Source organism: Hymenobacter metallilatus, from assembly GCF_003944705.1.
Lineage (GTDB): Bacteria > Bacteroidota > Bacteroidia > Cytophagales > Hymenobacteraceae > Hymenobacter > Hymenobacter metallilatus.
Genome location: NZ_RWIS01000005.1, coordinates 293,493 through 304,702 on the forward strand (window position 1 = coordinate 293,493; position 11,210 = coordinate 304,702).

Sequence of the window (11,210 nt, forward strand, 5' to 3'; positions counted from 1 at the left end):
AGGCTTTGGAGCTATTACGGAGCCATAAGCACCACCCGGGCAGTAGTGCTGGTACTGCCCTGGCTGACGCGCAGCAGATACATACCGCCGGGCAAGCCAGCCGTACGAAGTTCTGCACTGCTACTGCCCGCATCCAGGCGTTGCTGCCGCACTACCCGCCCCTGCATGTCACGCAACTCGAGGGTAGTGCCACCTTCTGTCAGCGGGAGGTCTACCTGGATGGTTGTGCTGGCAGGGTTAGGATACACCTGCAGCTTTCCGGCGCGGCTTACCGACAGTACCGCGGAATAGGCAACGTCTCCATTCTCATCGTGCATGGCCAACCGGTAGTAGCTGATACCCGGAAGAGGTGCTGCATCGAGTATAGCGTATTGCTGGCCATTGGGCCTGTTACCGGCTTTTACCCGCTGCACCGGGGCCCAGCTAGTCCCGTCGGTGCTGCGCTCAACGGCAAAATAATTCACTTGCTGTTCGCTGGCAGTGGTCCAGCTGAGGCGGACGCCCTCGGCCGTGGCCCTAGCCCGGAACTGCACCAGCTTTACGGGCAGGGGCAGCGCGTCGCGGAAGCTGACGGCGTCGCCGCGGGTGCAGCCCAGGGCTGCCCCGTAGGAGCGGCCAGTGTAGTTGCCGGTCTGGTTATCAATCCGGAAAATCTCACCGGTAGCCGCCCGTACCGCATATACGTTATAAAAACGGTCCGAAAACATCGAGCCGATGTTCTTGTCGGTGGAGGTAGTGGGCGGGAGCGGGGTGGCAACCGGGGTGGTTACGGCTACGGGCGCAGTTCTGGGGTTGCTTACCGTCAGGTACTCGTCGGTGAGGCCGAGGTAGCTTACCAGGTTCCCGGTTTCCTTATCGAAAACCCAGTCCTGAATACCACCCTCCGGGGTGGGGCCGGAGCCATTGGAGCGGATATAAGCCTCCGTCTGGCTACGGAAGCTCTCTACTACGGCGGCGGTGGCCGGGTCGGTCGTGTTCAGCCGGAGCCAGGCTGGCGCTGCTACGGCAGTCAGGTTCACAGTGCCCACATACAGCCGCACATCGGTTACCTGGGCCGTAGCCGGTAGCGGAATACCAAAAAAAGTGGAAAAGATAACCCGGAAAGTAGCCCCACCCACGTAGTAAGTGCCATCGGGGCCACTATCGGCCACAAAATTCAGGGTTTGACGTACGTCCGTAGCCGTTTGGGAGCCGGTAGTGGGCGTAAGCTCACTGGCCGGGGGCGTGGGCGGGGGCGTCATCGGGCCAACAGAATCGGCTACCGCCGTGCTCAGGTTGATGCGGTATAGCTGGGGAACGAAGGTAGTGAAGTTAGCAAGGCTCTGCTGTTCCACCCGCATACCGTACAGAACCGACTGATCGGCCTGATTATAGCCCAGGGCGTTGATGATGAGCCGGTTGCTATTGGCGCTGCTTTGTACCGTGCCAATGGGCTGCATGGAGCCATCCTGGGCAATCTGGTAGAGCTGGGATGGATTGCGGGCTGAGGCAGGGCAGGGCGACGATACGGCGAAGCTGCTGGTAGGAAGTTGAGCCAGTACCGTTTCGGCGGAGAGAAGAAGACAGGCAAGTAGAAGCTTTTTCATTTTGGGAAAGCAGGTTGGGGGTACACCGTTTCGTAACCATCTGTAAAAGCTGTGCTTAGCAGCACAGGTAAGGTACGAATTGCGGGCCTTTTAACTGCTGTTTCTCATAAATGGATACAGAATATTATGTTGATTTTTACATGGTTATATAGGACTTCCACAGTGAATAAGTAGACTGGTCAGGGTGTTTTTGAGGGTAGGTAATGGCCGCAGCAATGATTCTACGCATCTTTACCCACCCCACCTGTATTCTTCCTCCCCATGGCTTACACGCTGCTTCTGCGCAACTGCGCCCAGCTCCTTACCCTAGCCGGTGCCCCGGCGCATCGGCCGCTGGCCGGGGAAAACCAGGGCAACTGGCGCCTCCTCCCGGATGCCTACGTAGCCTGCGTGGAGGACCGGATTGTAGCCTTAGGACCCATGTCGGAGCTTGATGAGACACTGGTGACACCTGCTACTACCGTGCTCGATGCGGCCGGGCGAGTGGTAATGCCCGGGCTGGTGGAGTGCCACACCCACCTGGTATTCGGTGGCAACCGGGCGCAGGAGTTTCAGCGCAAGCTGCAAGGCGAAACCTACCTCGATATTCTGGCCAGCGGGGGGGGCATCCTGAGCACGGTACGCGCCACCCGTGCGGCTTCGTCGGAACAGCTGCTGGACCAGGCCCTGCACCACTTGCTGGGGTTTCGGCAGTACGGGGTAACTACCCTGGAAGCCAAGAGCGGCTACGGGCTGGACGCAGAAACTGAGCTGCGCCTGCTTGAGGTGGCCCAGGAAGCTGGCCGCCGCCAGCCAGTACGGGTGGTGCCCACGTTTCTGGGGGCGCACGTGCCAGGACCGGAGTACCGGGGCCGGCCCACCGAGTATCTGCAGATGCTGGTGCAGGAGGTGCTGCCTAACTTACACCCACAGGACGTGCCATTTGTTGATATTTTCTGCGAGGAGGGAGCATTTTCGGTGTCGGAGACCCGCCGCTACCTGGAGCAGGCGCAGGCCCTGGGGTTCCGGCTGAAAATTCACGCCGAACAGCTCCACGACCTGGGCGGGTGCGAAATGGCCGCCGAGCTGGGAGCCGTGAGCATCGACCATGCCGACTACCTTACCCCGGCCGGTGCCGCCCGGGTCGCCCGGGTATCAGGCGGAAACACCGTAGCAGTGTTACTACCGCTGGTGCCACTGTTTCTGCGGCAGGAGCGCTATGCCCCCGGCCGGGCCTTTATCGACGCGGGGCTGCCCGTGGCCCTCAGCACCGACTTCAACCCCGGTTCCTGTCCCAGCAAAAACCTGTGGCTGGCTCTGTCGGTGGCCTGCCTGAAAATGGGCCTGACCCCGGCCGAGGCCGTGGCAGCCGTTACCCTGAACGCCGCCTGGGCCATTGGGCAGCAGCAGCAGTGTGGCAGTCTGGAACCCGGCAAGCGGGCCGATATTCTGCTGCTGCACGTACCGTCTCTGGAAGAAATACCCTACTGGCTGGGCGAAAACCCGGTGCAGCAGGTAATCATCGGCGGGCAGCTTCAACCCGCATAACACACCACAGCCGCTGTCCGGCAGCTATGCTAGCGCAGCGGCTGTGGTGTGAAAAGCGTGTGAAAACGAGCTTACAACGTGTTCAGGCTGGCTACCAGATCGGCGGGCGTGGTTTCTTGGAGGGTCGGGCTCAGGTCTGCGCTGGCCTGCACCACACCGTCCTTGCGGCCGTAGTACAGCTTGCCATTTTCCGTCCGGATGACCACCACACTGACCGTGGCGCCCTGGGGTGCCCGGCTGGCCCGGAAAATGTTCGGGGCCGTAAAGTCGCACATTGACAGGGTGCCGTTGAAGGAGCGGAACACGGCGAATACCATCGTGTTCTGCATGGGGCTGATGTTGGTGCCGGGTACCGTAATGGTCAGGGGCAGGGTAGGCGTGTAATAAAACCGGTCACAGTTAAACCAGCCGATACCGGCGTTGTACAGCAGGCTGCTGACGGTAATAATATGGCCGGTAGGAGTGGGGCTGATGCTGGAGGCGGGGTCGGTATTGAGCATCCAGTTAAAGCAACTGGTTTGGGCAACCGGCGCCACCGGTGCCACAAAGAGGCGCATGGTATCGTTGGCGCTGACGCCGGGCGGGTTTTGGGTTTGGATGCGGACAATAGCATTAGCCGACAGCTGGATGCTGGAATCCTGGGCGGCGCGCAGGTACACTTCCCCCGCCGACTGCAGCACCGTGCCGTTCGATATGGTGGGCATGTTGCTGAGCACCATATCGGCCCGGCTGAACACTTCCCGCACGGCCAGCTCAACGGGGCCGGTTACGGGTTGGCCATTCTTCAGGAAAGCATGGGGGGTAATGGTAAATACAGTGCCCTTCTGCCCCGCAAACGTATTGGTGCGGGTTGGGTCGTACATGAATTTCTGTACCGGCGGGCCCAGCTGCGTCAATACTTCTTTGATGGTAGCTGGTACCGGACCGGGAGGGTTGGGCGTGGTGCCATCTTCGCAGATAATCACCCCGGAATCAACCTGGCAGGCCGAAAACAACAGGCCGGGCAAAGTCAGCAGCGTAGCAAACAGGAAACGTTTCATGAGTAGGCAGATAGAGGAGTACTGAAGGAGAAAAATGGCATAAGGTATTCAGCGTTTGCGCGGGTCCAGGTCCCAGCTGTAGCCTACCTGCACGCCTACCCCCCAGGGCCGCCGGGGGGCGCTGCTGGAAGGAGCCGTGAGGGAGTTGAGAAACAGCTGGCTCTGCGGGCGCAGCGTGAGCCACTGGCCGGGAGCAAACTGGTAGCTGGCAAAGGCTCCGGCCGTAAGCGCCAGATTGGTGCGGCTGAAAATGCTGTCGGGCATATCACTGGTCCACTCACGCTGCCCGCAGTTGCAGGCGGAGCCCTCAGTAGTGCGGGCGCTGGTCAGAAAAGCCAGGGTGCCGCCGCCTAGCAGGCCGTAGCGCCAGCGCTGGTTGCCGCCCAGGGTCAGCTGGGCCTGTACCGGAACAACGAAGAAGCGGTACACGTCGCGGAAGTCAATCTGCCGTAGCGCTTCAGCGCTGGCCTTTTTGAGCTGGTACTGCAGAGAGTTGGCATACTCTGCATATCCCAGGCCGCCGGAAACGGACAATTGGCGCGAAAAGGCATACGTACCCGATACCTGCCCATTGAAGCCCATACCCGGGCGCTCCAAACGCTGCAGCTGCGTTGCCGAGGCGCTCAGCAGGCGGTACGTTACCTGTTGCCCCAACAGCACCTGGGCGCTCCAGTTACGCAGGCGCAGCTCCCGGCGGGAGGGCTGCTTCCGGGCCCGCCGCTGCCGTTTCACCTCCGGCTCCTTTACCTCCAACGCCTGAGGGCGCACAGCCAGCAGATCCAGCGGCTCGTTGCTGAGTTTTGTGGCCCCCGCGTCCTTCCGGCTGCCCGCAGTGCCTGTGGAGGTAGTGGTAGTAGTAGTGAGTGAATTTCCCGACCTGATGTCCGTGCGGGCCCGACGGCCGGCGCGGGAGTATCTGCCGCCATCAATGCCACCTCGTGCAGCTGCCTCGCGGGAGCCAACCCTTACCCGATGCGTACCGGAGCGAGTGGCAGCCACTGCCAGCAGATCAAGCCTGCCTGTGCGTCGCCGGGCCCCACGAGTGGTAGTAGCATCCGCAACTTCGGAGGAACGTCTGGCAACACTGGTCAGCCGCTCCCGTTTAGTGCGGGCGGTGATAGTAGGCAGGATGTGTGGCGCGGGGCTTGGTAGCACAGAGGCTCGGCCTAAAGTGGCTTTGCTGGTGGCCGCGGCCGCAACCTCAGGAGCTGCAGTAACTGACGGCACCGCAGTTGCAGGAGTCGTTGTGGTGGGCGGCGTGGCCACTGCCTCAGCCGGCTTCGTGGCTAGGCGGGGGGTAGCTGATGCCACACCGGGAGCTTCACCACGACCTCCTGACGTAGTCCTGGCAGCAGCCGGCTTTCCGGCGTCAGCGAGGTGGCCACCAGCCAATGGGGCAGAAGCCGGCCAGTAGTGGCTGCCGACCAGCACGCTGCCACTTATAAAGCCCAGCAGCAGCAGCACCAGCAGAGGGCGCCAGCGGCGGGGCTGCCGGGCGGGCACTTGCTCCCGGATACCAGCCCACACCGACTCTGGTGGGGCGCTGCCGTAGCCTTCCAGTTTGCGGCGTAAATCGTGGTAGAGTTGTTCCGATTCGTTTTCAGTCATGGTACAGCGGCGTATGCGCCTGTTGAGTCAGTCGTTCTTCCAGCAGGCGGCGGGCCCGGGAAAGTTGTGATTTGCTGGTGCCCTCCGAAATACCCAGCAGCTCCCCGATTTCGGCGTGCGAGTAGCCTTCAATGGCATAGAGGTTGAGCACCGTGCGGTAGCCCGGCGGCAGTGTGTGTATCAGGCGCACCACATCATCGGCCGAAAGCTGGTCGAAGGGCGTACCATCGGGGTGGTGTATATCGGCGGCTTCTTCGGCTTCCAGCGGCTGGCCGCGCTGCCGGCTCTGGTGCCACAGGTTCAGAGAAGTTGTCACGGCAATGCGGCGCGCCCAGGCTTCAAACGGCCCCTGATTGCGGAACTGGTCGAGACGGGTGAAAATCTTCACGAAGGTGAGCTGCAGGGCATCTTCGGCCTCATCCCGCGAAGGGCAGTAGCGCAGGCACACGCCCATTAGTTGGTAGCCTAGTCGCTCATACAAGCCTCGTTGAGCGGCGGGCCGTCCGCGGCGGCAGCCCTCCACGAGTGCGTCTAGTGATTCGGCCATAGGCTGGGAGCAATAAACAGGTAGGAATATCGGACGCTAGCGTTTTGCAGCCATGACCGGCCGGCCCCGGCTTGGGGTTGCGTGGGGGAGTAACTTTTTTTATCAGGTAATAATGGCTCAAGATACCGGCGGTATTACACTAACCAGTAGTTTCGCCAGTGCTGCGCAGCCCGTTGGCTGGCAGCCTCCACCTGGCCGCCCGTTTTACCTGAAAGCGAACCGACGCTGCCACCTATCTGCTTGCTATGCTGCTGCCCATTTATCAGATTGACGCCTTCACCAACCGGCCATTTGCCGGTAACCCCGCGGCCGTTTGCCCGCTCACGGAGTGGCTGACCGCGGAAACCATGCAGGCCATTGCCGCCGAGAATAACCTGGCCGAAACTGCCTTCTTCGTGCCCCGGCACGGCAACGAGTATGAAATCCGGTGGTTTACGCCGGCCGTGGAGGTGGAGCTGTGCGGACACGCCACGCTGGCTTCCGCGCACGTGCTGTACCGCCACCTGAATTTTCAGGAGCCGGAAATAATCTTTCACTCCAAAAGCGGCCCCCTGCGGGTAAATCAGGCCGAAGCCGGAATGCTCACCCTTGATTTTCCGGCCCGCCCTCCGCACCCCATCCATCACCACCCCGACGGCCTTTTGGATGGCCTGCGGGCTACCCCACTGCAGCTGCTGGCCGGCCCCGACCTGGTGTGCGTATTTGCCACCGAAGCCGAAGTACGGGCCCTGCACCCGGATATGGTGCATCTTGCCAAGGTGGAATACCGGGCCGTTATTGCCACCGCCCCCGGCTCCGGTGGCGTCGACTTTGTGTCGCGCTTTTTCGGCCCGCGCGTGGGCGTACCCGAGGACCCCGTAACTGGCTCGGCCCACACTACCCTGGTGCCCTACTGGGCAGAGCGCCTGGGGAAAACCCACTTCCACGCCCGCCAGGTATCGGCCCGTAGCGGCGACCTGTGGTGCGAGCTGCGCGGCGACCGGGTGCTGATGAGCGGCCACGCCGTCACGTACCTCAAAGGCGAAATTGAAGTGGTCGGATGAAGGGTAGCCACTCCTTGGTCTGGGCGCGGCTATTACGGTTCGGCATAGCGGCGGTGTGGCTGATAAACGGGCTGCTATGTAAAGTACTACACTTGGTTCCGCGTCATGAGGCCATTGTAGCCCGGATTCTGGGCCCGACCCATGCCGGTCTGCTCACGCAGAGCATTGGGGTAGCAGAAATAGCATTGGGCCTGTGGGTACTTGGCGGCCGGAATATGAAGTTAACTGCCGCAGTTCAGATAGCCCTAGTGCTGGTGATGAACGTGCTGGAGTTTTGGCTGGCTCCCGATTTGTTACTGTGGGGCCGACTAAACATGGGCTTTGCAGCGGAATTTGCAGTACTGGTATATTATCAGGGATTTATACTAAAAAGTGACTAGTCGGCGCTGCCGTGTCCGATAATAATTCTACCCGCCGATGACTATTGCGCATCATCCCTTTGGTGTAGAGGCGCTGCTGAGCCGTACAACGGTGCTGACGTTTGCCGCCCCGGCCGCTGAGCTGCAACGCCTGCTGCCGCCCTGTCTGACCCTCGATACCCTGGACGATACCTGGGGCTTCGTGGCGGTAGCATTGGTGCAGACGCGGCAGTTGCGCCCGCAGGGCCTGCCGGCCTGGCTAGGGCATCAATTCTTTCTGATTGGGTACCGGATATTTGTGCGCTACACCACGGCGGCCGGAAAGCGGCTGCGCGGCTTGTATATTCTGGGCTCAGAAACCGATAAGCGCCACATGCAATGGCTCGGCAATTTGCTTACCTCTTACCGCTACCGGACTGTGGACATATACCAGGCAGCCATTGCCACTGGTCAGACTATCCTATCAAGGCAGGCAGGACTATGTATTGAGGTAGAAAACCTGGTTAATGAGCCGGAGTTACCGGCTGGCTCGCCGTTCCGGAACTGGCAGCAGGCCCGGCGGTTTGCTGGCCCCCTGCCGTTTACCTTTTCATGGAGCCCAGCTACTAAGCAAGTGGTCATTGTGGAAGGCATACGGGAGGAGTGGCAGCCCCAACCGGTGCGCGTAGTAGCGGCAGAGGTGGCCTTTATCCGTAACCTCGGGCTCGGCAAAGTCCGGCTGGCTAGTGCTTTCACCATGCAAAATATTCCCTACCGGTGGAAAAAAGGCCGGACTGAAACGTGGGCCGGATGAGAAAGCGGGCGGAGGGTGTCCGCAATATCGTACGCTTCAACTGGCATTTTTACGCCGGTGCCGGGCTGGCGGCCCTGTTGCTGGCCGTGGGCATTGGCGCGGCCAGCGGCCACCCTGCGTGGTGCCTGGGCCTGGGGCTTGCGCTGCTGGCCGTGCTACTGCCTACTGTGGTTTCCCTGCTTGTATCTTGGTACGTGTATGATATTTCAGGACTATATGAGTTCCGGTGGCTGCCACGTACGGCAGCACCGCCACAACAAGTGGTGAATATTCATGCGGGTTTTGATGAAACCAGTGCCTTGCTGCGCCAACGGTTTCCTGGAGCTACCCTGCAGGTGCTGGACTTTTACAACCCCGCCGAGCACACGGAAATTTCCATCCGACGGGCGCGGGCGGCTATAACACCATACCCCGGAACCGAACCCGTACGCCCGGCCCAGTTGCCATTGTCTACGGCTTCCATCGATTTGGTAGTGGTGATGCTGGCGGCCCACGAAATCCGGCATCCAGCCCAGCGGGCAGCATTTCTGCGCGAAATAGGTCGGGTGCTGACCCCGAACGGTCGGGCCGTGGTAGTGGAACATCTGCGGGATTCGGCCAACTTTATGGCGTATACCGTCGGGTTCCTGCACTTCTACTCGCGGACTACTTGGCTGGCGGCTTTTGAGCTGGGTGGGTTGCAATTGGAACGGGAGCACAAGCTGACGCCCTTTATTTCCGCCTTTATTCTTCGTGCTGCCAATGGAACTGCAACTTAAAGTTATTGGCGCGTTGCTGGTTGGTCTGGCAGTAATGCACGCCGGTTTTCCGCGCTATTTCAATTGGGCCACTGAATTCAAGCCGCTGAGCCTAATTAACAGGCAGATGATGTATGTGCACACGTTATTTATTGCATTGGTAGTTCTGCTCTGCGGGCTACTGTGCCTGAACTTCGCGCCGGACTTGGTGCAGACGCATCTGGGGAGGATAGTATGCTTGGGCATGGGAATTTTCTGGCTGGTACGGTTGGTGGTACAATTTGTCGGCTATTCGCCACTGTTGTGGCGTGGTAAGACATTTGAAACTACCGTGCACATTGTGTTTTCCTTGCTTTGGCTGTACCTGACGGTTGTTTTTCTTCTGGTATCCTGGCAGTAATACCTACTAGGGCAATTACTGAATATCCACAAAAAGCGGCAGTTGCCGCACCAAATGTGGTCTTGCATACCTAAACTGCTGCCCAATTCACTAGCTGTATCATTCCCCTCCACTATATGTCCGTTCACCGGAAATTCTCCCTTGTTGCGCTGCTGCTGGCGGCTGCCTTATCCACCCAGGCCCAGACTGCGGCCAGTAGCCAGGAGCTGGTGAAGCAGGGCGTTTCTCTCTTCGACCAGGGCAAGTACGATGAAGCCGTGCTGCGCTACAAAGAAGCCCTGAAGCAGGACCCGGCCAATACCACCGCCCGCTACGAGCTGGCCATGACGTACAATGCTCTCGACCGGAACGAGGAAGCCGTGGAGCTGTGCAGGCAACTCCTGAAGCAGGACCCCAACCCCGGCGCTTCTCTATACAGCACCTACGGCAATGCCCTTGATGGGCTGAAAAAGCCGAAAGAAGCTGCCAAAATCTATCAGGAGGGCCTGAAACGGTACCCCAATGACGGAGCGCTGTACTTCAACCTGGGCGTAACGCAGGCCACGGCCCTCAATCAACCGGCCGAAGCCACGGTCAGTATGCAGCAGGCGGTGCGGTGCCGGCCCACGCATGGCAACTCGCTGAATGCCCTGGGGCTGTTACAGCAGCAGGAAGGCAACCGGGTACCGGCTCTGCTGGCAATGCTGCGCCTGCTGCAGGTGGAGCCCACCGGCCAGCGGGCCGAGGCTACCCTGAAAAGATTCGATGCGCTGATGGGACGGGGCGTGGAGAAAACCGGCGAGAAGGCCATTACCATCAGCATCCCCTCCGAAACCCTGAAAAACGCCGGCAAGAAAGGTCGCGCCGACAACTTCGGACCCGCCGATATGCTGCTGAGCATGAGTGGCGCGATGGATTATACCGAAGAAAACAAGGATAAAACGCCCACCGAGCAGCTTATCCGCAAGCTGGAGTCGTTGATTGGCGTATTGGCGGAGCTGCACCCCGAAAAGCAGGAGGGCTTCACCTGGCAGTACATGGTGCCCTACTTTGTTGAGTTAAAAAAACAAGGCTATCTGCCGTCCCTGGCGTACTCCATTCAGGCCTCCCGCGCCGGCAGCACCCCGGAAGTACAGACCTGGCTGGCCAACCATACCGCCACCGTGGACGAGCTGCGCACCTGGTCGGCGGCGTACCCGTGGCCAAAATAAATGAAGTGAGATTGTTACCCACGCAGCTGTTCCCGCTCGTAGCCGCCTCGTTCAATCACCTGCTCCACGAACATAGCCTTGCCCGAAACCGTCAGCAGCATCTGGTACATGGTTTCGGGTACGCCCGTGTAGCGCACGATGCTGCCGCTACGGTGCTCAATTTCCAGCGTTTGAGCAGCCGCGTCGTAGCCGGCGGCTTTCAGGGAAGTAGAACGGATAGGGCGGCGTGGCATAGATGTCAGGAAGGTTTTTTGGTGGTGGTCTAAGTTATGGTGCATCGTCGATTATGCTCGTCAATGACGAGTTGAATACGCACGTGGTGCATGGCTAAGCAGCGACTGAACGAGCAGGTCTTGCGCACCAGCACGGCACATTTCTGG

12 protein-coding genes are annotated in these 11,210 nt (G+C 60.1%); 7 read left to right on the plus strand and 5 right to left on the minus strand.

Features of this window, described 5'->3' with window-relative positions; genetic code table 11:
- Nucleotides 1-14 precede the first annotated feature (14 nt).
- A complete protein-coding gene (locus EI290_RS10010; RefSeq protein ID WP_125429254.1) occupies nt 15-1,586 on the minus strand; it encodes a T9SS type A sorting domain-containing protein in 1,572 nt (523 codons plus the stop codon).
- A 261-nt stretch (nt 1,587-1,847) separates the two neighbouring features.
- On the opposite strand from EI290_RS10010, the gene hutI reads away from it, so the two are divergent.
- Nucleotides 1,848-3,113 carry an imidazolonepropionase gene (hutI, locus tag EI290_RS10015; protein ID WP_125429256.1) on the plus strand — a complete coding sequence of 422 codons (1,266 nt, stop codon included), beginning with the start codon at nt 1,848-1,850 and terminating at the stop codon, nt 3,111-3,113.
- Between the two features lie 71 nt (nt 3,114-3,184).
- On the opposite strand, the gene EI290_RS10020 is transcribed toward hutI, so the two are convergent.
- The 3 genes from EI290_RS10020 to EI290_RS10030 are packed head-to-tail and all read right to left on the minus strand — an operon-like array spanning nt 3,185 to nt 6,308.
- Nucleotides 3,185-4,153, minus strand: a complete 969-nt coding sequence (locus EI290_RS10020; RefSeq protein WP_125429258.1) for a hypothetical protein — start codon at nt 4,151-4,153, stop codon at nt 3,185-3,187.
- Nucleotides 4,154-4,201: 48 nt separating this feature from the next.
- Nucleotides 4,202-5,761, minus strand: coding sequence for a porin family protein (locus EI290_RS10025; protein ID WP_125429260.1), 1,560 nt, complete (start codon nt 5,759-5,761; stop codon nt 4,202-4,204).
- On the minus strand, nt 5,754-6,308 hold the full coding sequence (locus tag EI290_RS10030; RefSeq protein WP_125429262.1) for an RNA polymerase sigma factor: 555 nt from the start codon (nt 6,306-6,308) through the stop codon (nt 5,754-5,756). The genes EI290_RS10025 and EI290_RS10030 overlap by 8 nt, the downstream gene beginning before the upstream one ends.
- A gap of 245 nt (nt 6,309-6,553) precedes the next feature.
- On the opposite strand from EI290_RS10030, the gene EI290_RS10035 reads away from it, so the two are divergent.
- The 6 genes from EI290_RS10035 to EI290_RS10060 all read left to right on the plus strand — a co-directional run bounded on the left by EI290_RS10035 (nt 6,554) and on the right by EI290_RS10060 (nt 10,830).
- On the plus strand, nt 6,554-7,351 hold the full coding sequence (locus EI290_RS10035) for a PhzF family phenazine biosynthesis protein (RefSeq protein ID WP_125429264.1): 798 nt from the start codon (nt 6,554-6,556) through the stop codon (nt 7,349-7,351).
- Nucleotides 7,348-7,731, plus strand: a complete 384-nt coding sequence (locus EI290_RS10040; RefSeq protein ID WP_125429266.1) for a DoxX-like family protein — start codon at nt 7,348-7,350, stop codon at nt 7,729-7,731. The genes EI290_RS10035 and EI290_RS10040 overlap by 4 nt, the downstream gene beginning before the upstream one ends.
- A 37-nt stretch (nt 7,732-7,768) precedes the next feature.
- Nucleotides 7,769-8,503 carry a DUF2071 domain-containing protein gene (locus tag EI290_RS10045; protein ID WP_125429268.1) on the plus strand — a complete coding sequence of 245 codons (735 nt, stop codon included), beginning with the start codon at nt 7,769-7,771 and terminating at the stop codon, nt 8,501-8,503.
- Complete coding sequence (locus EI290_RS10050; RefSeq protein ID WP_246008911.1) at nt 8,500-9,261, plus strand: class I SAM-dependent methyltransferase; 762 nt, start codon at nt 8,500-8,502, stop codon at nt 9,259-9,261. The genes EI290_RS10045 and EI290_RS10050 overlap by 4 nt, the downstream gene beginning before the upstream one ends.
- A complete protein-coding gene (locus tag EI290_RS10055; protein ID WP_125429272.1) occupies nt 9,245-9,640 on the plus strand; it encodes a hypothetical protein in 396 nt (131 codons plus the stop codon). The genes EI290_RS10050 and EI290_RS10055 overlap by 17 nt, the downstream gene beginning before the upstream one ends.
- Nucleotides 9,641-9,756: 116 nt before the next feature.
- Complete coding sequence (locus EI290_RS10060; protein ID WP_125429274.1) at nt 9,757-10,830, plus strand: tetratricopeptide repeat protein; 1,074 nt, start codon at nt 9,757-9,759, stop codon at nt 10,828-10,830.
- A 14-nt stretch (nt 10,831-10,844) separates the two neighbouring features.
- Here EI290_RS10060 and EI290_RS10065 read toward each other — a convergent pair whose 3' ends face one another.
- Nucleotides 10,845-11,063, minus strand: coding sequence for a KTSC domain-containing protein (locus EI290_RS10065; RefSeq protein ID WP_185816934.1), 219 nt, complete (start codon nt 11,061-11,063; stop codon nt 10,845-10,847).
- Nucleotides 11,064-11,210: the final 147 nt, after the last annotated feature.

What these genes read in the sequence shown, in the direction of transcription:
- EI290_RS10020 (WP_125429258.1), bottom strand. Translation starts at nt 4,153, where the DNA reads ATGAAACGTTTCCTGTTTGCTACGCTGCTGACTTTGCCCGGCCTGTTG.
- EI290_RS10050 (WP_246008911.1), top strand. Translation starts at nt 8,500, where the DNA reads ATGAGAAAGCGGGCGGAGGGTGTCCGCAATATCGTACGCTTCAACTGG.
- EI290_RS10055 (WP_125429272.1), top strand. Translation starts at nt 9,245, where the DNA reads ATGGAACTGCAACTTAAAGTTATTGGCGCGTTGCTGGTTGGTCTGGCA.
- EI290_RS10030 (WP_125429262.1), bottom strand. Translation starts at nt 6,308, where the DNA reads ATGGCCGAATCACTAGACGCACTCGTGGAGGGCTGCCGCCGCGGACGG.
- EI290_RS10060 (WP_125429274.1), top strand. Translation starts at nt 9,757, where the DNA reads ATGTCCGTTCACCGGAAATTCTCCCTTGTTGCGCTGCTGCTGGCGGCT.
- hutI (WP_125429256.1), top strand. Translation starts at nt 1,848, where the DNA reads ATGGCTTACACGCTGCTTCTGCGCAACTGCGCCCAGCTCCTTACCCTA.
- EI290_RS10010 (WP_125429254.1), bottom strand. Translation starts at nt 1,586, where the DNA reads ATGAAAAAGCTTCTACTTGCCTGTCTTCTTCTCTCCGCCGAAACGGTA.
- EI290_RS10045 (WP_125429268.1), top strand. Translation starts at nt 7,769, where the DNA reads ATGACTATTGCGCATCATCCCTTTGGTGTAGAGGCGCTGCTGAGCCGT.
- EI290_RS10035 (WP_125429264.1), top strand. Translation starts at nt 6,554, where the DNA reads ATGCTGCTGCCCATTTATCAGATTGACGCCTTCACCAACCGGCCATTT.
- EI290_RS10065 (WP_185816934.1), bottom strand. Translation starts at nt 11,063, where the DNA reads ATGCCACGCCGCCCTATCCGTTCTACTTCCCTGAAAGCCGCCGGCTAC.
- EI290_RS10025 (WP_125429260.1), bottom strand. Translation starts at nt 5,761, where the DNA reads ATGACTGAAAACGAATCGGAACAACTCTACCACGATTTACGCCGCAAA.
- EI290_RS10040 (WP_125429266.1), top strand. Translation starts at nt 7,348, where the DNA reads ATGAAGGGTAGCCACTCCTTGGTCTGGGCGCGGCTATTACGGTTCGGC.